Source organism: Actinomadura sp. B10D3 (assembly GCF_039871695.1).
Classification (GTDB): domain Bacteria; phylum Actinomycetota; class Actinomycetes; order Streptosporangiales; family Streptosporangiaceae; genus Spirillospora; species Spirillospora madurae.
This window is the reverse complement of record NZ_JBDPLY010000051.1, coordinates 1-21,003: the sequence shown is the minus strand read 5'-3', so window position 1 is coordinate 21,003 and position 21,003 is coordinate 1. Positions and strand designations below refer to the sequence as shown.

Annotated in this window: 21 protein-coding genes and 1 pseudogene; 9 read left to right on the top strand and 13 right to left on the bottom strand. The window is 67.3% G+C overall.

Going from position 1 to position 21,003, the window contains the following annotated elements; all coding sequences use genetic code 11:
• Window positions 1–3: 3 nt before the first annotated feature.
• The 5 genes from ABGB11_RS41075 to ABGB11_RS41055 all read right to left on the bottom strand — a co-directional run bounded on the left by ABGB11_RS41075 (window position 4) and on the right by ABGB11_RS41055 (window position 5,356).
• Window positions 4–702, bottom strand: coding sequence for an ABC transporter ATP-binding protein (locus tag ABGB11_RS41075; protein ID WP_347641054.1), 699 nt, complete (start codon window positions 700–702; stop codon window positions 4–6).
• Window positions 699–2,516, bottom strand: a complete 1,818-nt coding sequence (locus ABGB11_RS41070) for an ATP-binding cassette domain-containing protein (RefSeq protein ID WP_347641053.1) — start codon at window positions 2,514–2,516, stop codon at window positions 699–701. The genes ABGB11_RS41075 and ABGB11_RS41070 overlap by 4 nt, the downstream gene beginning before the upstream one ends.
• Complete coding sequence (locus tag ABGB11_RS41065; protein ID WP_347641051.1) at window positions 2,513–3,352, bottom strand: branched-chain amino acid ABC transporter permease; 840 nt, start codon at window positions 3,350–3,352, stop codon at window positions 2,513–2,515. The genes ABGB11_RS41070 and ABGB11_RS41065 overlap by 4 nt, the downstream gene beginning before the upstream one ends.
• An 11-nt stretch (window positions 3,353–3,363) precedes the next feature.
• Entirely contained in the window at window positions 3,364–4,512 is a 1,149-nt protein-coding gene (locus ABGB11_RS41060) for an ABC transporter substrate-binding protein (RefSeq protein WP_347641049.1), read from the bottom strand.
• Between the two features lie 97 nt (window positions 4,513–4,609).
• Window positions 4,610–5,356, bottom strand: coding sequence for an IclR family transcriptional regulator (locus tag ABGB11_RS41055; protein ID WP_347641048.1), 747 nt, complete (start codon window positions 5,354–5,356; stop codon window positions 4,610–4,612).
• Between the two features lie 357 nt (window positions 5,357–5,713).
• Between ABGB11_RS41055 and ABGB11_RS41050 the strand changes: the two genes are divergently transcribed.
• Window positions 5,714–6,187 (top strand): hypothetical protein, encoded by a 474-nt coding sequence (locus ABGB11_RS41050; RefSeq protein ID WP_347641046.1) that lies wholly within the window; start codon window positions 5,714–5,716, stop codon window positions 6,185–6,187.
• Between the two features lie 56 nt (window positions 6,188–6,243).
• Here the strand turns inward: ABGB11_RS41050 and ABGB11_RS41045 are convergent, their stop codons facing one another.
• On the bottom strand, window positions 6,244–6,924 hold the full coding sequence (locus ABGB11_RS41045; RefSeq protein WP_347641044.1) for a helix-turn-helix domain-containing protein: 681 nt from the start codon (window positions 6,922–6,924) through the stop codon (window positions 6,244–6,246).
• A gap of 86 nt (window positions 6,925–7,010) precedes the next feature.
• On the opposite strand from ABGB11_RS41045, the gene ABGB11_RS41040 reads away from it, so the two are divergent.
• On the top strand, window positions 7,011–8,330 hold the full coding sequence (locus ABGB11_RS41040; RefSeq protein WP_347641043.1) for an MFS transporter: 1,320 nt from the start codon (window positions 7,011–7,013) through the stop codon (window positions 8,328–8,330).
• Window positions 8,331–8,372: 42 nt separating this feature from the next.
• On the opposite strand, the gene ABGB11_RS41035 is transcribed toward ABGB11_RS41040, so the two are convergent.
• The 3 genes and pseudogenes from ABGB11_RS41035 to ABGB11_RS41025 all read right to left on the bottom strand — a co-directional run bounded on the left by ABGB11_RS41035 (window position 8,373) and on the right by ABGB11_RS41025 (window position 11,126).
• Window positions 8,373–8,963 carry an NAD(P)H-dependent oxidoreductase gene (locus tag ABGB11_RS41035; RefSeq protein WP_347641042.1) on the bottom strand — a complete coding sequence of 197 codons (591 nt, stop codon included), beginning with the start codon at window positions 8,961–8,963 and terminating at the stop codon, window positions 8,373–8,375.
• A gap of 285 nt (window positions 8,964–9,248) precedes the next feature.
• Window positions 9,249–9,841: pseudogene (locus ABGB11_RS41030) on the bottom strand (hydantoinase/oxoprolinase family protein).
• Between the two features lie 220 nt (window positions 9,842–10,061).
• Window positions 10,062–11,126 carry a saccharopine dehydrogenase NADP-binding domain-containing protein gene (locus tag ABGB11_RS41025; protein WP_347641040.1) on the bottom strand — a complete coding sequence of 355 codons (1,065 nt, stop codon included), beginning with the start codon at window positions 11,124–11,126 and terminating at the stop codon, window positions 10,062–10,064.
• Window positions 11,127–11,205: 79 nt separating this feature from the next.
• On the opposite strand from ABGB11_RS41025, the gene ABGB11_RS41020 reads away from it, so the two are divergent.
• Both ABGB11_RS41020 and ABGB11_RS41015 read left to right on the top strand, forming a co-directional pair.
• A complete protein-coding gene (locus tag ABGB11_RS41020) occupies window positions 11,206–11,793 on the top strand; it encodes a TetR/AcrR family transcriptional regulator (RefSeq protein ID WP_347641039.1) in 588 nt (195 codons plus the stop codon).
• A 659-nt stretch (window positions 11,794–12,452) separates the two neighbouring features.
• Complete coding sequence (locus tag ABGB11_RS41015) at window positions 12,453–13,403, top strand: aldo/keto reductase (RefSeq protein WP_347641037.1); 951 nt, start codon at window positions 12,453–12,455, stop codon at window positions 13,401–13,403.
• A 77-nt stretch (window positions 13,404–13,480) separates the two neighbouring features.
• Here the strand turns inward: ABGB11_RS41015 and ABGB11_RS41010 are convergent, their stop codons facing one another.
• Window positions 13,481–13,894, bottom strand: coding sequence for a nuclear transport factor 2 family protein (locus tag ABGB11_RS41010; RefSeq protein WP_347641035.1), 414 nt, complete (start codon window positions 13,892–13,894; stop codon window positions 13,481–13,483).
• An 833-nt stretch (window positions 13,895–14,727) separates the two neighbouring features.
• Here ABGB11_RS41010 and ABGB11_RS41005 point away from each other — a divergent pair.
• Complete coding sequence (locus ABGB11_RS41005; protein WP_347641034.1) at window positions 14,728–15,153, top strand: metalloregulator ArsR/SmtB family transcription factor; 426 nt, start codon at window positions 14,728–14,730, stop codon at window positions 15,151–15,153.
• Window positions 15,154–15,774, top strand: a complete 621-nt coding sequence (locus tag ABGB11_RS41000) for a pyridoxamine 5'-phosphate oxidase family protein (protein ID WP_347641032.1) — start codon at window positions 15,154–15,156, stop codon at window positions 15,772–15,774. It begins immediately after the preceding gene.
• A 348-nt stretch (window positions 15,775–16,122) separates the two neighbouring features.
• On the opposite strand, the gene ABGB11_RS40995 is transcribed toward ABGB11_RS41000, so the two are convergent.
• Entirely contained in the window at window positions 16,123–16,692 is a 570-nt protein-coding gene (locus ABGB11_RS40995; RefSeq protein ID WP_347641031.1) for a TetR/AcrR family transcriptional regulator, read from the bottom strand.
• A 102-nt stretch (window positions 16,693–16,794) separates the two neighbouring features.
• Here ABGB11_RS40995 and ABGB11_RS40990 point away from each other — a divergent pair, with 102 nt between their 5' ends.
• Both ABGB11_RS40990 and ABGB11_RS40985 read left to right on the top strand, forming a co-directional pair.
• Window positions 16,795–17,820, top strand: a complete 1,026-nt coding sequence (locus tag ABGB11_RS40990) for a zinc-binding dehydrogenase (protein WP_347641030.1) — start codon at window positions 16,795–16,797, stop codon at window positions 17,818–17,820.
• Window positions 17,817–18,683 carry an alpha/beta hydrolase gene (locus ABGB11_RS40985; protein ID WP_347641029.1) on the top strand — a complete coding sequence of 289 codons (867 nt, stop codon included), beginning with the start codon at window positions 17,817–17,819 and terminating at the stop codon, window positions 18,681–18,683. The genes ABGB11_RS40990 and ABGB11_RS40985 overlap by 4 nt, the downstream gene beginning before the upstream one ends.
• Window positions 18,684–18,844: 161 nt before the next feature.
• Here ABGB11_RS40985 and ABGB11_RS40980 read toward each other — a convergent pair whose 3' ends face one another.
• Together ABGB11_RS40980 and ABGB11_RS40975 are read right to left on the bottom strand one after the other, a co-directional pair.
• The gene (locus tag ABGB11_RS40980) at window positions 18,845–19,480 is read right to left on the bottom strand and encodes a TetR/AcrR family transcriptional regulator (protein ID WP_347641027.1); all 636 of its coding nucleotides are present in this window, start codon (window positions 19,478–19,480) and stop codon (window positions 18,845–18,847) included.
• Between the two features lie 173 nt (window positions 19,481–19,653).
• On the bottom strand, window positions 19,654–20,064 hold the full coding sequence (locus ABGB11_RS40975) for a MerR family transcriptional regulator (protein WP_347641025.1): 411 nt from the start codon (window positions 20,062–20,064) through the stop codon (window positions 19,654–19,656).
• Window positions 20,065–20,356: 292 nt separating this feature from the next.
• On the opposite strand from ABGB11_RS40975, the gene ABGB11_RS40970 reads away from it, so the two are divergent.
• Entirely contained in the window at window positions 20,357–20,761 is a 405-nt protein-coding gene (locus ABGB11_RS40970; protein ID WP_347641023.1) for a nuclear transport factor 2 family protein, read from the top strand.
• Window positions 20,762–21,003: the final 242 nt, after the last annotated feature.

Here is a 21,003-nt window from a genome sequence, read left to right as displayed (position 1 = left end):
TCCTCACAGAGCGAACGATTCGAGGACGCGGGACCTGGTGGCCGGGTCGGCCGCGGCCGCTGTGAACCGCAGCCGCCCGGTGGCCAGTACCGTGGCGGTGTCGGCCAGACGCAGCGCGAACTCGAGATTCTGCTCGACCAGCAACACCGTCAGCTCCCGGCGCGACCGCTCGGCCGCGATCAGGTCGTGGACCCGGTCGACCACCGAGGGCTGCAGGCCCTCGGATATCTCGTCGAGGATCAGGACATCGGGCCGGCAGCTGAGAGCGCGGACCAGGTTGAGCATCTTCTGTTCCCCGCCGCTCAACGTGCCGGCCCGCTGGGAGAGCCTCTTCAGCAGCACCGGGAAGTGCCGGATCGGGTGATCAGGGTCGGTCGGCCGCAGCCGCCGGCCGGACGACTGGGCGCGCAGATTGTCGGCGACGGTGAGGTCGCCGAACAACGCCGCTTCCTGCGGCGCGTAGCCGATCCCGCGCCGCACGATCCGGTGCGGCGCCCAGCCGGTCACGTCCGCACCGGCGACAGCCACGGAACCCGAACGCGGCGGAAGCAGGCCGAGGACGGCCTTCACCAGCGTGGTCTTGCCCATGCCGTTGCGCCCGAGCAGTGCGTGGCACTCGCCGGCGCGGACGGTCAGGTCGACGTCACGCACGACGACGGCCGACCCGTACCCGGCGGACAGCTTCTCGATCACCAGGCTCATTGGGCCACTCCCAGGTAGATCTCTCGCACCAGCGGCGAGTCGGCGACCTCGGCCACCGGGCCGACCACCGTGGTCTGGCCGTCGTGCAACACGGCCATGCGGTCCGCGATACCGCGGACGAAGGCGAAATCGTGCTCGACCAGCACCACGGTGAGCCCGGCCGCGACCAGGTCACGGAGCAGCTCACCGACCACCGCCCGCTCCTCGACGGTCAATCCCGCGGTTGGCTCGTCGAGCAGAACCAGCTTCGGCCGCAGGGCAACGGCCGCGGCCAGTTCCAGTGCCTGCTTGAGTCCGTGGGTCAAGGTGGACACCTCTGCATCGAGACGTTCGGTCAGGCCGGAGGCCGCGAGAACCCGCAGCGCCTCCGGATCGACCTCGATCCGCCTGCTCCGCCGCCAGAGGGAGGGGACACGGCCGCGGCGAGCGGCGAGGCACATGGTTTCGGCGACGGTCAGGCCGTCGAACAGGTTGGGAGCCTGGAATTTCCGCCCGATCCCGAGCCGGGCCAGCTGCGCCGGAGACCGTCCGGTCAGCTCGGTCCGCTGTGGCAACCGGAGCACGATCTGCCCGCTGAACTCGGCGGTGCCGTCCGACAGTACGCCGAGCAGCGTGGTCTTGCCCGCGCCGTTCGGTCCGACCAGGCACAGGATCTCACCGGCCCGGACGGTCAGGTCGATTCCCTTCAGGACCTGCAGTGCGCCGAAATTCCGCCGTACGCCGGAGACGTCGACGACCGTCGTGCCGGGCAGCGACACCGGCTCGTCGGTGTCGAGCGGAGCGGCCGGTGCGAGATCACGTTCTGAAGACTTCGACCTGACAGAGCGTCGCGGCCCGACCAACCAGCGCACACCGGACACGACGGCGGGATAGAGCCCGTCGGGTACGACGGTGACCACCAGCACCAGCAAAGCGCCCATCACCAGCAGCCAGCCGAACGGGAAGTCGGCGCTCAACCGGGCACCGAGCAGGTTCAGCACCACGGCACCCAGCAGCGGGCCGTACAAGGTGCCCCGGCCACCGACGGCGACCCAGATCAGAATCTCGGTCGCGAACAGGAAGTTGAGCATCGGCGGCGAGACGACACCCTGGTAGGCGCCGTACGCACCCCCGGCCAGCGCGGCCAGCAACGCAGACCCCACGAACACGGCAAGCTTCACACGCGACGTCGGGAAGCCGAGGAACTTGCAACGCAGCTCGTTGTCGCGGATCGCCTTCATCAGCAGGCCAAAGTCGCTGCGTACCAGGGTCCGCGCCGCCACGAGCACGACCAGGAGCAGCAAGGCGAGTCCGACATACCAGGCCGTGGAACGTTCCGGCCAGAGCTGGTACCCGAACAGCCCGCTGTCCTTCCCGAGCCGGCCCAGAGCGAGCGCGACCGTGTACCCGATCACGGTGAGGGCCAACGTGACCACCGACGGGAACAGCGGATCCGATGAGGGCCCCGAGAACGCGAGCAGACCGACGAGCAACGCGACCGCCCCCGCGATCACCAGTCCGGCGACCAGACCCAGCAGCATCGACGGGACGGAAGGATCGGGCACCACCTGACCACCGCGACCGAGCGCCGTACCGAAGTACGCGACCGAATAGTCACCGATGCCGAAGAAGACGGCGTGACCGAGCGACAGGATGCCGGCATAGCCCCAGCACAGGTCCAGACTGATCGCCAGAACGGCGTACAGGCAGGCCACGCTGAGCAGCTGGACCAGGTAGTAGCCGCTGTTCATCGTCGCCGTGACGGCGATCGTGAACACCGCGGCGATCGCCACAACGGGACGTCCGCGCAGCCTGGACAGAGCTTGGACGATCATGTCGCCGATCCCTGGAGCAAGCCCTGCGGGCGCAGCCGCAGGAGCAGCATGGCGACGACCACCAGCACGATGCCGGCCACGACCGAGCTGGTATGCAGGGCCACCACTGTCTGGGTCGTCGACAGCACGGCGACCGCGAGCGCGAGCCCCGCGACGCTGCGCCCGGCCAGCAGCACGATCAGGAACGCCGGAATCAGATACCCGACGCCCATGTAGGGCTCCAGTGGTGCCAGCGGTGCGATCAACGCACCTGATAGCCCGGCCAGCCCCGCACCCAGCGCGAAGGTCACCATACGGACCCTCGAGGTGTTGATTCCCAGCCCGCGCGCCAGGTTCTCGTCGGCCATCACGGCTCGCGCGAGCAGGCCCATCCGGGTGTAGCTCACAACAGCCTGGAGGACGAGGCCGAAGGCGACGGCCAGTCCGATCAGCGTCAGGCGGTAGGACGAGAATTCCGTGCCCGCGACGCTGGTGAGCCCGTCGCCAGGCCCCTCGAACGGCACCGGCGCCTGCCCGAAGGCCAGGACGATCAGCTGGGTGATCGCCAGCGAGAGTCCCCAGGTGGCCAGGATCGTGTCCAGCGGGCGGTGGTACAGGCGCCGCAACAGCGGCTCGATCAGCGCCCCGAGCAGCCCGACCGCCGCCGCGGCGATCAGCATCGCGACCCAGATCCCGGCACCGTGCCTGGTGACTTCCAGACTCGCGTACGCCCCAACGGCCATCAGGCCGGGGTGAGCCATGTTGATCACTCCCATGATCCCGAGGATCACCTCGAGCCCCAGCGCGACCAGGAAAAGGATCGACGCCGCAGACAGCACGTTCAGCAAGGTCAGCATCAGCGGACCTCTCACTCGGCGCACTGCGGGCCGGGCTCGACCGAGTCGAACCGTTTGACGATCTGCTCGCCGCCCTCGAGCGGGTCACCGGCCAGCAGAGCGACGTACATCGGGATCGTGACGTGCCCCTCGCTGTTCAGCTGGATCTTGCCCCGCGGGCCGTCGAAGGAGACCTGCAGCATCGCCTTGGAGACCGCGGTCGGCTTCGCAGACCCGGCCTTGGCCAGCGCCTTGGCGTACAGCCAGGTGAAGTCGTACGTCGGCACGCTGAGCAGCGACGGGGTCTGCGCCTTCGCGCCGAACATCTTCTTGAGCCCGGCCAGATAGGCCTGGTTGCGGGGGTTGGTCAGCGCTGGGAAGTAGCTCGCCGAAAGATGGATGCCCTTGGCGACTTTCCCGGCGCCGATCGGCGGCGTGAAGCTGGCCAGCTGCAGCCGGGCGTTGCCGGAGGTGGCCCGGAACTGCTTCATGAACGCGATCAGGTCACTGCCGACGGCATCGATCATCAGCGTGTCCGCTCCGGAGGCCATCACCTTGGCGATGATCGGCGTCCAGTCCGTGGTTCCGATCGGCGCGTACTCCTCGCCGAGCGCCTGGCCGCCGAGTTGTCCGATCCGTTCGATCGCGTGCTTGTGCGCAATCCGGTCCGCGGCGTAGTCGTTGCCGACCAGGAACCACTTCTTCGCCGCCCGGTCCTTGACCATGTAGTCGATCAGCGGCCCGACCTGCTGGCGTGGCACGCCGTCGTCGACGAAGAACCCGCTGCCGCATTGGCCGCCCTCGTACGCGGTCGCGTAGAGGTAAGGGATGTTGCGGCCCTGCTGGGTGACCGGCAGGCATCCGGCCCGGTTCGCACTGTTCTGGAAACCGAGAACGACGTCGACCTTGTCCTGGAACACCAGGCGCTGACAGACGGTGTGCGAGGTCCGCGGATCGCTCGCGTCGTCGGCATACACCACTTCGAACTTGCGGGCGACCACCTTTGCTTCGGCGATCTCGGCCAGCGCCAGCTTGAGCGACTGGATGCTCTGCTGGGCGAAGACGCCGCCGGAACCGCTCAGCGAACCGACGAAGCCGATCTTGACCGTCGAGTCGTCACCGCCGGACGACGAGCCGGCACCGCAGGAGACCAGTGGAGCGGTCACCAGCACCGCCGCCACGAGCAGTCGGAAGAATGTGAACGAACGCATACGAGTCTCCTCCTCGGAAGAACTCGGTCGTCAGCTATTCAGAGGTAGGAGGGATCACTCGAAGGCGTCAGCGCGCACCGAGGCGCCGGGAGATCTCCCGGCCGGCCCGCACGACCGCCGCGCGGTAGTCCTCTTCGCTGTCACCGCAGACTCGCTGAAACGGCCCTGACACGCTCACCGCGGCGACAATCTTGTTGGTGTAGTCGAAGATCGGCGCCGCCACGCAGGCCAGCTCGAGTTCGAGCTCACCGCGGTCGTAGGCCCAGCCGGACGCACGAGTCTGCGCCAGCTCGCCGATCAGCTGTTCGGCGTCGACGACGGTCCGCTCGGTATGGCGGGCGAAGTCCAACTCGTCGATGATCCGCTTGGCCTCGGTGTCGTCGAGGAAGGCGAGCAGGCACTTGCCCATCGCACAGCAGTGCGGGCTGACCATCTTTCCCACCTGGGACGGCAGCCGTAGTGACCGCCAGCCCTCCACTTTGGCGACGTACAGCGCAAGATCGTTGCGCAGCACGCCCATGTGTGCCGTCTCACCGGTCGTCTGGGTGAGCTCGGCGAGGACGTCACTGGCCCGGTCCACGTAACTGACCTTGGAGATGGCGAGCTCACCGAACTGGAACAGCCGAAGCCCCAGCCGGTACTTGCCGCGGATCTGGCCGTGATCGAGGATGCCGTGCTGCTCCAGGCTGGTCACCAGCCGGTGCACGGTCGAGGTGCTGAGCTGAGTGGAGCGTGCGAGCTCTGCGATGCCCAGCTCTGGAGACTCGTCGGAGAACGACTCGAGGATCGACACCACACGCCGCACGACGTTCACGCCGCCGGTCGTCCCGTTGTCCGATTCACGAGCCATGAACAGCCTCGCATTCCGTTGGATGGGACGCTTTCCCATCAGTTGGTGCATTGCAGCTTGGCACCCGACGCCTGGCTCGTCAATATCCCACAGTGAGGAATTTCATCCCGCTCTACGGGACATGGATCGACTGTGGTGGCCAGGGAACGCCGATCGCCCCTTCCCCCCGGGGGGGCGGAACAGGGGTCGCTCGGTATCGATCCTGATGTCGGGAAGGGTCCGGAAGGCGAGAGTTGAGACATGACAAACTCCATTGATCACCGGTGGCGCCGCCCTGCTCGACTGCCCCTGCCGAAACCCCGTCCTGACAGGTCAAGCGGCGTGTTCGTACTCGTTGAGAATTGCACCCAAGCGTTGGGTTCTTCGGATGTTCAGGTGCCGCTGGTTCCAGATCAATGTGCGGTCGAGGAGCTCGGGGGCGGCAGGTCTGCACCCACCGTTACCGCCACCGCGTTCATCCTCGGCATCCGTATCCCGGTCAACACCGTCCGGATTCCGGCATCGGCCGGGACGGCGTCGAACAGTTCGGGGAACTTGACGTCGCGGTCGCGGATCAGGGCAGCCGGCGCCCTCCAGATCCATGACCAGGTTCCGGGCCGCCTGCCTGCTCCGCAACTGATCAAGCCCGCGTTGAGCCCCTCACCTGCACGGACATGGCTTCGGAAGCGCGCGGGCGAAGCGCCCCTCGCGGACGCCGCAGTCGAAGGGTCGGACCCCGGCGACCTTGCCCCGGACACGCACGTGCCCGGCTCGCGCGTGAGGTTTGTCCAGTTCGATGGTGCGGAGCACCTCTGAAGGCCCGAACGAGGACAAGGCGGCTGCTTCCACCGCGTGTCTCCGTTGATCGACCTTCACTCGGGGGGCTGGGCGCCGTCTGCTGAAGGCGCCCATCTCACGGCGAACAGCTCGTATCCGGGCGGCCGGCCGGGCACCGGTCCCGCGGGAACGGCCCTGAGGCCATCGAGCGCGATGGTGATGACGCGTTGTCTCGCGTTCCGGGCGGCGTCGTCCAGTTCGGTGCGTCCCTGCCGCTGCAGCTGCTCCTGGAGCGGGGACTTGGAGAGTTGCTCGATGAGCAGCTCGAGATCGACCGGGGTCACTCCGGCACGGAGCACTTTGGCCTGGTGTGCGCGCTCGACGAGCCGGCTCACCGCGCGGTCGCTCTGTCCGGCCAGTTCGATCATCTCGTCGGTGAGCTCGAAGGTGCCGGCCACGGACGCCAGCGAGGCCGGGCCCGACCGGATCGACGCCATCGCGTAGTGCATCACGCCCTCCCACGGATCGTCCATGGCCAGGCCTTCCGTCGCCGCGTCGAGGTATTCCCGCAGCGCGATCAGGCACAGCCGCTTGAACAACTCCTCCTTCGTGCGGTAGCGCCGGTACAGGGACCCGACCCCGAGCCCGGCTCGGGCCGCGATCGACGCCACCGACGCGTGCGCGCCATCCACTGCCAGCACCTCGCGGGCCGCTCGCAGCAACGCCCGGTCGTTTCGGGCGACCTCCTCGCTGCGCCATGAACGCGAACTCGTCATGGCGAGAGTCTACCTACTTGCGGAGCAGTTCACTCCGCACTTAAGGTGCACTGCGGAGTAAATCGCTCCGCATTGAAAGAGGCGGCATGGCCACCAGCACACCCGACATCGACAACACCGGCGACACCGATCCGGCGGCCAGGCACGCCCGGCTTCCCCGACCTCTCCGGCCGTTCCGGACGGGTCAGTACCGGCTGCTGGCGACCGCGCTCGCGCTGAGCCTGGCCGGCAGCGGCATGTGGACGGTCGCGGCGGTGTGGCAGGTGATCGCGATCGGTGCGGGTCCGTCCGAACTCTCCCTGATCGCCGCTGCGGGCAGCATCGCACTGGTCGCGACCACCCTGCCGGGAGGCGTCGTCGCCGACCGCGCGTCCCGGCAGCGCATCATCGTGCTCGCCCAGTCCGCCAAGGCGGTGGCCGCCGGATCGGTGGCGGCCACCGCCACCATGGACCTGCTCACTCCCGGACAGCTCATCGTGGTCGCCGTGGTGCTCGGGATCGCGGACGGGTTCTTCTATCCCGCCTACTCCGCCCTCGTCCCCTCTGTCGTCCCACACGACGACCTGCTCGCCGCCAACGGGATCGAGGGCGTATTGAGGCCGACGCTGATCCGGGCGGCCGGGCCGGGCGCGGCCAGCGCGCTGGTCAGCCTCTTCGCGCCGAGCATGGCGTTCGCCGGTATCGCCGGCGTGCACCTCCTGGCCGCGACATGCACCGCCATCATGCACGAGCCTGGGACGCGCGGCCGTGTGGCGCGGCCGGACGGTCCTGCCCGGTCGGCGGCGAGCGATTTGCGGGCCGGGTTCGCCTACCTGCTCACGACGCCGTGGCTGGTCAGCACGCTGACGTTCGCCATCGCGCTCGTCCTGGTCACCGTCGGGCCGATCCAGATCCTGCTGCCGTTCGCGATTCGCGACCGGGGGGCGGGCGGGCCGCAGGCGTTCGCGCTGGCTCTCGCCTGCTACGGCCTCGGCGGGGTGGGCGGCTCGCTCGCGATGTCCGCACTGCCCCTCCCCCGGCGCTACCTGTCCGTGATGCTCCTGGCCTGGGGCGGAGGCTGTCTTCCGCTCGCCGTCCTCGGGGCGGCCGACCAACTCTGGGTCATGATCGCCGCGATCTTCCTGTGCGGCGCCCTCACCTCCGGCGCGGGCGTCATCTGGGGAACCCTGCTGCAACGGCGCGTCCCGCCCGCCATGCTCGGCCGTGTCTCCAGCCTCGATTTCTTCGTCTCGCTCAGCGCGGCCCCCCTGTCCATGGCGCTGGTCGGCCCGGCGGCTGCCGCCTGGGGAAGCCGGACGGTCTTCCTCATAGCAGCCGTCGCCCCGCTGACGGTCGCCGTACTGGCCATCGCGCTCGCCCGCCTCCGGCGTGACGAGATCGACCATCCCCTCATCCGTGCGCGATGAGACAGGTCACGCCGCCGGGCTCAGGCCGGGCCGAGGGCGGGATCATGTGAGGGCGCAAGGCCGGGCGGGCGTGGTGCCGTCGCGCAGCGCCTTCAGCGCACCGCCCCAGGCAATGACCTCGTTCAGCATGGCGCGGACCGCGCGCTCTTGGTGGGCGGCCGGTTTGAGGGCGCTGAAGTTCTCGAAGTCGGTGGCCAGAGACAGGGCGACCTGGGAGCTCACGTCGGCCACCTTGAGTTCGCCCATGATCAGGCGCAGGTGTTCCACCGCCCGAGCACCGCCCAGACTGCCGTAGCCGACGAACCCGGCCGCCTTGTTGTGCCATTCGTCGTAGAGGAAGTCGATGGCGTTCTTCAACGCGCCGGAGGTCGAGTGGTTGTACTCGGGCGTGACGAACACGTAAGCGTCGAAGAAGGAGATCTTGTCGGCCCATTTCCTGGTGTGGGGAAGCTCGTACCGTCCCATCGCGGGCGGCATCGCCTCATCGAGATGCGGCAGTTCGAAGTCTTTGAGGTCGACGAGTTCGAATCGGGCGTCGTCGCGCCTCGCCGCGAGATCGTGGACCCAGCGGGCAACCGCCTCACCGTTGCGCCCCGGACGTGTGCTCCCGATGATGATCGCGACATTGATCATGGGTCGTTGCCCCTTCGATCGTGGCTGCTCGGAACACGAGTGCGTGCACGTCGGTGACTCCGCCGCGCTTCCAGCTCTCCCGCTCCTCGGCCAGGTAGGTTCTCCGTTGCGGAGCGAAACGCTCCGCAAGCCGGACTTTACAGCGGAGTGATTCGCTCCGCAATCACAGCGAGCCCGGCGGCCTTCGTCGCGCACCGGCCGAGGACCCAGCGGCCGCCCGGCGGAGGCTCCGGACGGCCCGCACCTCGGCCAGCAGTTCGCCGGTGAGATCGCCGTCGGGCACCCCTATGCGCAGTTCGATGCGCTGGCGCGGTAGCGCATGTCCAGGAACCGATCCACGACGGCGTCCGCGCCCAGTTCCGTGCTCACTCTTGCGGTGAGCCGCTCGAACTCCGCTGCGAGCGTGCTCACTTCAGCGAACTCGGGCCGGTACGGGGTGAGCTCGTAGCGCTCAGTGTCAGCGACGAGCAGGCCCCGGCTGCTGAACAGGCCCTGGTGCACGGGCACGATCACGGTCGAGATGCCCAGCTCGCGGGCCAGCGCGGCGGCGTCGAGGGGACCAGCCCCGCCGAAACCATGGTGGCCTCGCGCGGGTCCCGTCCGCGTTCGCTGGTCACCGCCTTGACCGCCGCCGTCATGCTCGACACCGCCACCTGGTACGCGCGGCGCGCGGCACTCGCGACGTCCTCGCCGAGCTGACCGGCGACGGTCGACAGCGTCTTGTCGGCCGAACCGGGGTGCATCGCCATGCGGCCGCCGGCGAGGGCCTGCGCACTGAGGTATTTGTGCGCCACGTTGGCGTCGGTCAGGGTCGGCAGCTCGCCGCCCTGCCCGTAGCAGGCAGGGCCCGGACGCGCCCCGGCACTGGTGGGTCCCATAGAGCGCGCCCGCCGCCGTGCCGGCGCGCGATCAACACGCCACTGGAGGACGGACCATCTGGCGGCGGAGGAAGCCTCGGCCACCCAATCAAGAGACTCCAAGCCGACGGCATCGTCGACCAGAGCATCCTGCCGCCCCCGGCCGCCTACGCCGGGCTTGACCTACAGCCGCCGGACACTTTGCGATGCGGCCGAGCGCGGTCGAGGCATCTCTTTATGATCACACTGATCCGTTGTTCGACAGGGAGATCGTGAAAAGACCGCGTTGCTGGAGCGCGTGAAGGAAACGGTCGGCTGAGAACGCCTCGGCCGCACTGAGGACACCCAGGCTCGCAGACTGATTGCCGGCGAGTCGGGCAGCCGCCTCCACAGAGGTGATGGCGCCTGCGTGATAGATATCCTCACCACGCAGAAAGGCAGCCCTGGTGCCGGTGGTGGACGTCGCCTGGACAACGATGGTGAAAGCGGACTGCGCACGGGCGGCGGCGTCGAGATTCTCGCTGCTGAACACACCGTCCTCGGTGAACGTGTCGGTGGTCATGAGGGCCCGCACGGAACGGGCGCCGACATGTCGAGGGATCGTGACGATTTCACCGGCCGGATAGTCGACCAAGACCGAGCGAGTGCCGACCGGTGGTGGGAAAGTGAATGACTCCGGAGCGCCCCCGCCCGGTCCCGTCTTATAGACGCCGTCGGTGTAGAGGACCCGGTCGGTGCCGTTCAACTGCAAGGCCGTCTTCTTCGATGCGGCGGTCATGCGCCAGCCACTGACCGCGTAGGCGACCGTCACCGTGTCCACCTGGGACATGCCGGCGGTGACCAGGTCGGCGAGCAGATCGGCCAGCGCACCGTAGAAGCTCATGCCGGGAATGACCACCGCCCCGTTCTCGCGCGCCTTGCCTTGGAGAGCGTCGAACAGATGCTTGACATAGAGAGGCTCGGCAGCGTGGTCGAGGTAGTGGCAGCCGGTGCTGAGAGCCGCAGATGCGACGGCTTCACCGGAACGGGAGAACGGGCCCGCGCAGTTGATCACCACGTCGGCGTTCTCGGTGACTGCTCGCAAGGATTCGGAATCGTCCAGGTCGGCCACCTGCACTCGCGCCGGTGCATCCAGTTCACCCGCCAGTGCGCGAAGGGCTTCGATGCTGCGTCCGGCCAGCACCATGTCCTTGCCGCGGGCGGCGAGCTCGGCGGCGACCAGACGCCCGGTGTGCCCAGTGGCCCCGTAGACCGCGATCGGACCGGCTGCCTGGCCGCGACCTGATCGTTGAACGATGCTATCCATATCATCACTTCCATACTTGAGGTATGTTATGAGCTGTCGCAAGTTACATACCTCCGGTATCTTTGTCAAGGAGGATGCCATGGCCCGCCGGACCCAAGCCGAGCGCTCGGAGGAGACCACGTCGGCCCTGGTCGCCGCCGGACTACGGTTGTTCGGCCGTGACGGCTACGCGGCGACGTCGATCCAGGCCGTCGCAGCCGAAGCAGGCATGACCAAGGGCGCCGCCTACCACCACTTCGACAGCAAGATGGAGTTGTTCCGCGCGGTCTTCATCCAGCAGGAGCGACATCTGGCCTCCGCCCTAGCCCACGCCGGCGCCGCCGCCCCCGACAGCTGGTCGGCCCTGCGCACCGGTTGCCACACTTTCCTGCGGCATTGCCTGGACCCGAGCATTCGGCAGATCATCCTTCTCGACGGCCCAGCGGCGCTCGGCTGGGACGCCGTCCGCGAGATCGAAACCCAGCACACCCTTCGGCTCCTCAAGCAGGCCATGCGGGCCGCAGCCGCCGACGGCTGGGTCTCCGACGGCGACCTGGGCATCCGCTGTCAGCTCCTGTTCGGTGCGCTCTGCGAAGCAGGGATGCTCCTCGCCCGAACCGAGAACCCCTCCGTCAAACTGCCGACCCTCACCACCGAGACAGACCTGTTCCTCAACGCCCTCACCTGAGACCGCTACCGGGCTGCAATGCGAAGCCGCACTGGCGTGGCCGACCGGATACGGGACCCTATTTTCTGACCAACGAGAAGGTGAAAATCCTCGACCGCGACGAGACGATGGCCGTCGCGGCGGCTCCCCGGCGGCTACGGCGCCGCGGCCGCACCCGCGCCCTCGGCAGTATCGACTCGCCCCGCTCACCGCTGGATCGTCGCGAAAGCAGATCCGAGACCCCGCCCTCACCCGCACGCCAATCAGCTCAGCAGCGCGTACTCCTTCCATCGTGGGACGACCGACGCAGCGGCCACGGCATCAGGCGCCTCTCCCCCGAGCGGCTGCCGACCAGCAAGCCGACCGATCATCTCGGTCCAGCGGAAAGCGATCGACCACGCATCCCCAGAGACCGTCACGTGGTGTTCGACGACCAAGATCGCCCGTAGTCGCGGGAGCCCTCTGGGCGAGGAACCGATGCAGGGCCCCAACCAGGAGATTGAAGTTCGTCATCCGAACTGATATAGTTCGTCTCACGAACTCAGTTGGGTTGTATTGCATACGTCCGCAGTCGTGGCCGTCTCGGAAAATTCGGCTGACGCTCAGGTGGTTGGAGACGAGCGCGGGCGACGGAAGGGAAATCGATGGAGTACACACAACTAGGCCGTAGCGGACTTTCCGTGTCGCGGCTCGTGCTCGGCACCATGAATTTCGGAACGGTGACCTCCGAAAAAGAAGGTCATGAAATTATGGACCGAGCACACGAGCACGGGCTCAACTTCTTCGATACGGCGAACGTGTATGGAGCGCGTCCGGGCGTCACCGAACAGATCATCGGCCGGTGGTTCGCCGGAGGCGGTGACAGGCGCGAGAAGACGGTACTGGCCACCAAGGCCTACCTCCCGATGGGCAGCTGGCCCAACGAAAAATTCTTGTCCGCGCTGCATATCCGGCGTGCATGCGATGCGTCTCTGAAGCGGCTGGGTACTGATTACATCGACGTTTACCAGATGCACCACATCGACCGGAACACGCAGTGGGAGGAGGTGTGGGAGGCGTTCAGCGTCCTCCGTCAGCAGGGCAAGGTGCTTTACTTCGGCTCGTCCAACTTCGCCGGCTGGCATATTGCCCAGGCACAGGAGGCCGCGCGATCGCGGCATTTCCTCGGGCTGGTCAGCGAACAGTCGATCTACAATCTGATGAATCGCTGGATCGAACTGGAAGTGCTGCCCGCCGCGCGGCACTACGGGCTCGGCGTGATCCCCTGGTCGCCGCTGCACGGCGGGGTGCTCGGCGGCGTTCTGCGCAAGCGGGAGCAGGGCGGCGCCTCGCGCGGGGACTCAGGTCGCTCGGCCGACGCCCTCGCCGCACACCTGAAGATCATCAGCACGTACGAGAAGCTGTGCGCCGATATCGGAGAAGACCCTGCTCACGTGGGGTTGGCTTGGCTGCTCGCGCAGGATGGCGTGACCGGACCCATTATCGGCCCGCGAACCGTTGAGCAGCTCGACGGTTCGCTGCGTGCACTTGCGATCACACTGAATTCCGCAACCTTGACCGAACTGGACGAGCTTTTCCCCTCTCCGGCGCCGAACGGCGCCAAGCCGGCCCCCGAGGCGTACGCGTGGTGACCAAGCCCCGGGACGCCGTCAAACGCGTCCCGGGGCCTCGACGTGAACCGGTCGTTCGCGGCAGAACGGAACGACCGTCAGCCGTCCTCTTTCTGCCAGCCAACAGGCAGTGATATATGTTCGTGCGTGATCAACCATTCGCCCCTTGACCGCTGGCAGCAGACCGTCGAGCGCAACCACACCGCCCCCTGAGGCAGTCCGTACTTGCGGGTCCCGCTGTCCAGGTGAAGCATGTGCGCGAACGCGACATCCTCACTCACCGCGATATTGAGCTCATGGGTCTCCAGGCTGAGGGGGCCGTCGTATTCGTCGAACCAGCGCGCGAAGTTGCGGCGGACTTCCTCGGCCCCCACGAACTGGAGCGGAGGAACCACGTCGTAGTAGATGATGTCTGCGGCATAAAGTGCCATGAGTCGATCAACGTCCTTTGCCCGGCATGCATCGACTCGCCTGTCCAAGAGCGCCTTGACTTCGAAATCGCTCGAGGCCATCGCCTTCCTCCGTTCGATGAGGTGTGACCGCGGCCAGCGGAACTGGCAACGGTCCCTGTGGTCTCGATGCTTCGACGACGCAGCCCTCGGGAATGTGAGGTGCCGTGACCACCTCGATGAGCGCCGGCAGGTGGATCCCAGTCCGAGGGTGCTCAACGATGTCGGAGCATGCTGACGGCGAGGGCTGTGCAGACCGCGGGCGTGGGCACGCCCAGACGCCGGATGGTGAAGGTGTCGTGGTGGACGTCGAGTCCGCCGGCCAGCCGCTTCCCCTAAGCCGGAAGTGTCGGGCGGCGACAATCAGCCCTCTCGCCGGTACGGATGTTCAGCCAAGCAGCGCAATCGCCTGTCCGACGCGGCCGGCCCAGGACGCCATGCTCAAGCTCGCCACCCAGCTCCCCGACCTGGCCCCTGCCCTGCGCGGGGCAATGTGTATCGCCCGGTGCAGGGGCTACAACATCCTGGTTCAAGATGGCAGTCGATCCAGGCCGCCACATCATGAGTGCGTGGGGCGCCGGAGTCGGTCAGAGCCCACTCGACGTCGGCGAACTTGTCTCCAGGGCGGCATGAGAATGCCCCTGTCGATCTCGTCACTCACCCGATGCCTCCGACCTCGGCCCCCACCCTGAGGTCTCCGGCCGCGTGGGCGTTCCCAGTCAGGCCGACGCCATCTCGAGTACGTGCAGCAAGTCACTGATGTCGGGAAGCAGCCCGGACGAAGGGCTCCGCTCTCCCGGCGGAGATGCCGGGAAAAGCCAGGGCGGCTGCATGATCGCGCCACAGTGCCCTGCGGCGCTTCACCTGTGCGGTGTCGGCGATCTCAACCTTGTTCGATGTGGATCGACTATTTCGACGTGTATCGTAACTATCGATGGTCGTCGAAGCTTGATGGAGGTTGGATGCGCGCGTCGGAGAACGTCCGGCTGCCACAGCCGGAACTGGCCCACGTCGACGTCGGGACCGTGCTCCAGGCCCTGGCCGACCCGGTGCGCATGCGGATCGTGCGGCTACTGGCCCAGGCCGGCGAGGCGCCCTGCGGTGGGCTCGATCTCCCGGTCCAGCGGTCCACGGTCTCCCATCACCTGCGCACGCTGCGGGAGAGCGGCCTGGTCGAGACGGAGTTGCGCGGCAATACCCGCGTAAGCAAGGTGCGCTGGGAGGAGCTCGACAAGCGCTTCCCGGGCCTCCTCACCGCCATCCTCGACGCAGAACCGGCGATCACGGCCGAACCGGCGGACACCGAAAAGGCAGAGCGTTAGATGAGCCGCTACGCGCACCTGGCGTACACGGAGAGCGTGCGCCGGGAGCAGAAGGAGAACGGCAGCGCCTCGGCAGGAGTTCGCGCACTCGCGCGGAGCGACGCGCCGGATCCACTCGGCGCGCATGAGGCGGCGTTCATCGCGGCCCGGGACGGGTTCTACCTGGCCAGCGTCAGCGAGACCGGCTGGCCGTACGTGCAGTACCGCGGCGGTCCGGCGGGCTTCGTCCACGTACTGGACGAGCGGACGCTGGCGTTCGCCGATGTACGGGGCAACCGGCAGTACATCACGACCGGCAACGTCCGCACCGACGGCCGGGTGGCCCTCTTCTTCATGGACTACCCGCATCGAGCCCGCCTGAAGGTCTTCGGACATGCGCGGGTCACCTCCCTCGAGGAAGATTCCGAACTGACGCGGAAAGTGATGGAGAAGCGCACGGACGGGCGAGTGGAACGGCTGATGGTCATCCGCATCGAGGGCCTCAACTGGAACTGCCACCAGCACATCACCCCGCGCTACTCCGAGGCCGAACTCGCCGAGGCACTCGCGCCCGTTCGGGCACGCATCACCGAGTTGGAGGAACAGAACAAGGCCCTACGCGTGCTGCTCGCGGAGCGATGACCTAGCGTCCCTCGTCCCGTCCATGAGCAGCGCGAACCCCCGCGCCAGCTCGTCGGCCGGGGGTGGTTTTCCAGAGTGGGCGGACCGTGCGGGTAGGCGGTGATCCGCACTCGTGGGCGGCGGCCAGCGGATAGACCCGCCTCGGCCCAGCGGATCAGCCTGATCGGCGTGGCGGTGGCCGTGCTCGCCCCGGGCTTGGACACCGTGTCGCCGACGGCCGATCCGCACCGACCCCAGAATCGGCCGCTTGACACACGCACGACTCGAGACCATGTTCGGGACGCCGCCGAGGGTAGGACGCGGAGTAGCGAAAACCCCGCGGCCAGACTCCTTGCTGCGCGTTTCTGCTTACAGGGTCAGCAGTGACTGCGTGATGCGTCGGGAGTCCTCAAGTGGCTTAAGGCTTCCGAGCAAGCCGGCTTCGGCAGTGCCGCCTTCCAGCAAGTAGAACAGGTGGGTGACAATGGTTTCGCGCGCCGACGCGGAAGCGGTGCCATAACGGCTGGGCAGGAGCGCGTCGATCTGCCGGCGGACTTCCGCCTTGTGATCTCGGATGACTTTCATCGCGCGGTGGCCGGCTGGAAGATCCGCGGCTGCGTTGATAAAACCACAGCCATTAACCCCCGGTTCGCGTCGCAGGATATCGAGATAGGAGTCGAAGACCATCAAAGGCGACGGTTCGTCGGCCGACAGCCGGGTTTCGAGTGCCCTTCGCCAGTCCTGGTGGCGTTGGGTCAGGTAAGCGACAACAATGCCATCTTTGGATCCGAAGCAGTCGTAGAGGGTCTTCTTCGTCACATTCGCCGCTTCGGCGATCGTCGCGACACCGACAGCGTTGATTCCCTGTGCGTAGAAAAGTTCGGCTGCGGCGGCCAGGAGCCGCCGTCCCGCCGGCGTCGGCGGCATCCCCTGCGACATGGGCCGACTATACCCACCGGTGGGTTGACACCGCTCCGAACCCTTGACACCCTCGGCGCTATACCGATCGGTATACACCCTGAGAGTCACGAAGGAGTCGCTGTGCGTGCAGTGCTGTTGACGAGGTTCGGGGGCCCGGAGGCCCTGGAGCTGCGTGATGACGTGCCCGATCCCGAGCCCGCGCCCGGGGAGGTGCGGTTGCGTGTCGGGGCGGCGGCGCTGAACAACACCGACGTGTGGACGCGTGAGGGTGCCTACGGGTCCAACGTCGACGAGGGGGTTCAGACCGGTTGGCGCCGTGAGCCGTTCGCCTTCCCGAGGATCCAGGGCGCCGACGTCGTCGGGCGCATCGACGAGGTCGGTGACGGCGTGGAGGCCTCTCGCATCGGCGAGCGGGTCGTGGTGGACCCGATGATCTACACGGGCGGCGAGCGAGAGCTCGTGAACACCGACTATCTGGGCAGTGAGCGCGATGGCGGGTTCGCTGAGCTCGTCACGGTTCCCGCCGCGAACGCGTATGCCGTGGACAGCGCTCTCAGTGACGCGGAGCTGGCGACCTTCCCGACGGCGTACGCCACGGCGATGCGCATGCTCAACCGTGCTCGGCTGGTCGCGGGCGAGGACATCCTCGTGACGGGTGCCTCCGGTGGCGTGGGGTCGGCCTTGGTCCAACTGGCCGGTGTACGTGGCGCCACGGTGTTCGCGATGGCGGGTGAGGCCAAGGCTGAACGCGTGGAGGCATTGGGAGCGAGGGCGGTCATCGGCCGTGATGTCGCCGACATCGCCGGGGCACTCGGACAGCAGGTCGACGTCGTGGCCGATGTGGTCGCGGGCCCGGCCTTCGGCCGGCTGCTGTCGGCGTTGCGGCCTCTCGGCCGGTATGTGGTCGCCGGCGCCATCGCCGGTCCTCAGGTCGACGCGGATCTGCGCACGGTCTACCTCAACCAGCTGGAGGTGATCGGCTCGTCCTTCGGCTCCCATGACGACTTCGCCGCGCTGATCGAACTCGTGGAGCGCGGCGCCATCAAGCCCCTGCTCGGTGCGGCCTACCCGCTGTCCGAACTCGGCGCGGCGCAGGCCGAGTTCGCAGCCAAGGGCTTCTTCGGCAAGATCGTGGTGACGCCATGACGCCGCGGCGGGCACCGGCCGGGTTCGCGACCCTCGCCGGGGACGACATCATCGTCGACGGTGCGCGTCTGGCGTTCTCCATGCAGGGTGAGGGTGATCCCGTCGTCTTCGTCCACGGCACTCCATCGCACTCCTACTTGTGGCGCAACATCGCGCCGCGGGTGCGGGACGCCGGTTTCCAGACCGTGGTCTACGACCTGTTGGGGTTTGGCCGATCCGAGCGCCCGCTAGGGCGCGACACCTCCGTGGCGGCCCAAGCCGACCTGCTCCCCGCCATGTTGGATGTGCTGGGGATCGGGTCGGCCACCATCATCGCCCATGACATCGGTGGAGCGATCGGTCAGATCTTGGCCGTCCACAGGCCCGAGCGGGTACGCAAGCTGATGATGATCGACACGGTGACCTACGACTCGTGGCCATCGGAGACATGGCGGCGGATCATCCGCGACAACGACGACCTGCGCTACGTCCGTGACGAAGGCGAGTTCTCCGCGATGCTCAGCCGGCAACTGCGGATGACGGTTTCCGACCCTGAGTCGATGAACGAGACGATCCTGCGTAACTACCTGCTGCCGCACGACGGAGTCGCCGGTCGGGGTTCGTTCTTCACTCATCAGGTCAGGCACTACGACTCGCGGTACACGCAGGAAATCTCGTCACAACTGCCGTCATTGACGATGCCAGTGCGAGTCGTGTGGGGCGAAAATGATCTGTGGCAGCCCGTCAGCTACGCCGAACGGCTCTGCCGCGACATCCCCGGCGCGCAGTTGTCGATCATTCCCGAGGCCGGCCATTTCCTTCCCGAGGACGCCCCCGAGCGCCTCACCGAGCAGATTCTCGATTTCCTGGACAACACAGCCTGACCACCGTCGCCGACATGACGTTGGCCGCCTGGCCACCGCCGACGGCGCATCTCGGCACGACGCGCTGATCGAGGTCGACAATGCTCTCTACGAGCGAGGGGTGGTGGGATTCGGCCGGTGGAATGAGCGTCGGATGGCGCGATCACGTGACGAGGTCGGCTTCAGGGGGCCAGGTGCCGGATCGTGTTGTGAAGGTGGCTGCGCAGCCTCTGGAGGGTGTGGACGTCGTCGGGTGACACGCGGTGGCCGTCGCTGTCCACCAGACCGCCTTCGGCGAAGGCGTGGATGTACCAGACGAGCATGCGGATGGTCATTCCGGCGTCGAGGTCGTCGGCTATGACCCTGTCCACCTGGGCGATCCATCTGCCGAGCATCGCCCCGCCGAAATGCACGTCCGGGCTGGGCAGGTCGCTGGCGTCCGCCAGCCAGCGGTGCATCCACAGGCCGGGGAACTCTCGGTGGGCCATGCAGTAGTCCAGATAGCGATCGAACATGCGGACCAGGCCATCGGTGTCATAGGTGAACTCGGCCATGACCCCGTCCATGAACTCCACACGTTGCCGGCCCGCCCGTTCCAGGACGGACAGATAAAGCCCCCGCCGGCCGCCATACCGTTCGATCACCTCACGTGTACCGACACCGGACGCCTCAGCGATCATCGCCGTGTCGGTCGCGTCATACCCCAGCTCGCTGAACAGCCGGGCAGCCGCCGCGAACAGCCGTTCTTCCACGGAGTCGTCGTCGTATTCGATCATCTCGCCAACCCATCGGTTTCCTGGAAGGCTACCCAGCTTCACCTGGAGAAACCGTTGCCTGCGACCGCAGATGAGGAGGCCGGGGGGGAGCCCGGGAAGACGCTCGGTGATTGCCCTGGCCCCGAACCTCCACCAGTGTCCGGACCGATCGGCCGCCGCACTCGGGGCTGCTTGACCGCCCATCCGTTCATCTGACGGCCGTACCGCTGATGTCGTCAGGCCGGTTCGGCTGGACGGGCCGGCTCACGCTGGTCGCTTTCATCGCTGGACCCTTGCAGGGCGGCGGTAAGCAACGTGTCGAGCGCCCCCTGGGACGATTGAAGCCTTGTGATCGCCTCGGCGATGCGGCGGCGCTCACGCCGCAGGTCCGCGACCATTCCGGGGCAGCTCGACGGCACGAGCCGTTCACCGTCGTCCTGGACGCAGTGCAGGAGCCGGGCGATGACCGCGGTGGGCAGGCCGGCGGCCAGCAGGACACGGATGTGGCGTACAGCGGCGACGTCCGCTTCGGAGTACTCGCGGTAACCGTTCGGAAGCCGGAGCGGCCGGAGCAGCCCCTGGTCTTCGTAGTAGCGCAGCAACCGCCGGCTGACCCCTGTCGTGCGGGCCAGGGCACCGATCCGCACGTGGCTCCCTCGTTTCTCCAGGTTGACCTTCACACCGATGTGACACCTTAACGTCTCGATCGTCGATCATCTTCCAGCGCAGGGAGCCGATGATGCCGGGAGCAGTGATCACTGGCGCCGGTCCAGGGACCGGCCGGTCGGCCGCCCGCCGGTTCGCACGGCGGGGCCTGCCGGTCGCGCCTGCCGCACAGCACTCCCCGACCCTCGAGGGCACGGCGCAGGCTGTTCTCACCCTTGGCATGCTCGTCATGCCAGTGACACGCGCCGCTCACGACGCTGGAGGCGATCAACGTTGACCGGCATCACAGGAACCGGACGCACTGAGGCGAGCACGAAACGCGCCGCGGACGGTGTCATCGCCGAACTACTGGGCCGCTGGCAGAAAGCCTTCGGCAACCGTTGGACGGCCGACCTAGCCTCCCTGTTCACGGAGGACGCCCTGTTCCAAGGCATCAGCCCGCGGCTGCTGGTGGGCCCGGCCGAGATCTTCGGGTACTACGACAACGTAGCCGAGGGCTCCACGGCGCGCGTGCAAATACTGGGGGCGACCTGGCTGGGCGACCGAATCGTGGGCGGGTTCGCCGATGTGACCTTCACAGCACGCACCGGTGAGACCTTTCCCATACGCCTCTCCGTGGTCGCACAACATTTCGAAGACACCTGGCGAATCTGCCAGTATCACGCAGCAGCACGCTGACCCCTGCAACACCCGACCGGCTGGGGAGGCTGACTTTTCCCTGGCCTGCTCGAATCCCGCCTCATCCGGCCCCGGTGGCGCCAGCGGCCCGCCGGCGTCGGCGTCTACGTCCCAATGACGTTTTCTCACTGACTTTCAGGTGATCCGGCGGTGTTCGAAATGGACTAGGACGAGGGCGGCCCGGACGAGATCGCCGATCCGGCTGGGGCTGAGCGTGATGTGCTGGAGCGTGGTCCAGCGTT

What these genes read in the sequence shown, in the direction of transcription:
- ABGB11_RS41020 (WP_347641039.1), top strand. Translation starts at nt 11,206, where the DNA reads ATGGCCCGCCGGACCCAAGCCGAGCGCTCGGAGGAGACCACGTCGGCC.
- ABGB11_RS41040 (WP_347641043.1), top strand. Translation starts at nt 7,011, where the DNA reads ATGGCCACCAGCACACCCGACATCGACAACACCGGCGACACCGATCCG.
- ABGB11_RS41075 (WP_347641054.1), bottom strand. Translation starts at nt 702, where the DNA reads ATGAGCCTGGTGATCGAGAAGCTGTCCGCCGGGTACGGGTCGGCCGTC.
- ABGB11_RS40985 (WP_347641029.1), top strand. Translation starts at nt 17,817, where the DNA reads ATGACGCCGCGGCGGGCACCGGCCGGGTTCGCGACCCTCGCCGGGGAC.
- ABGB11_RS41010 (WP_347641035.1), bottom strand. Translation starts at nt 13,894, where the DNA reads ATGGCCTCGAGCGATTTCGAAGTCAAGGCGCTCTTGGACAGGCGAGTC.
- ABGB11_RS41070 (WP_347641053.1), bottom strand. Translation starts at nt 2,516, where the DNA reads ATGATCGTCCAAGCTCTGTCCAGGCTGCGCGGACGTCCCGTTGTGGCG.
- ABGB11_RS41000 (WP_347641032.1), top strand. Translation starts at nt 15,154, where the DNA reads ATGAGCCGCTACGCGCACCTGGCGTACACGGAGAGCGTGCGCCGGGAG.
- ABGB11_RS41035 (WP_347641042.1), bottom strand. Translation starts at nt 8,963, where the DNA reads ATGATCAATGTCGCGATCATCATCGGGAGCACACGTCCGGGGCGCAAC.
- ABGB11_RS41025 (WP_347641040.1), bottom strand. Translation starts at nt 11,126, where the DNA reads ATGGATAGCATCGTTCAACGATCAGGTCGCGGCCAGGCAGCCGGTCCG.
- ABGB11_RS41065 (WP_347641051.1), bottom strand. Translation starts at nt 3,352, where the DNA reads ATGCTGACCTTGCTGAACGTGCTGTCTGCGGCGTCGATCCTTTTCCTG.
- ABGB11_RS41005 (WP_347641034.1), top strand. Translation starts at nt 14,728, where the DNA reads ATGTGGATCGACTATTTCGACGTGTATCGTAACTATCGATGGTCGTCG.
- ABGB11_RS41045 (WP_347641044.1), bottom strand. Translation starts at nt 6,924, where the DNA reads ATGACGAGTTCGCGTTCATGGCGCAGCGAGGAGGTCGCCCGAAACGAC.
- ABGB11_RS40995 (WP_347641031.1), bottom strand. Translation starts at nt 16,692, where the DNA reads ATGTCGCAGGGGATGCCGCCGACGCCGGCGGGACGGCGGCTCCTGGCC.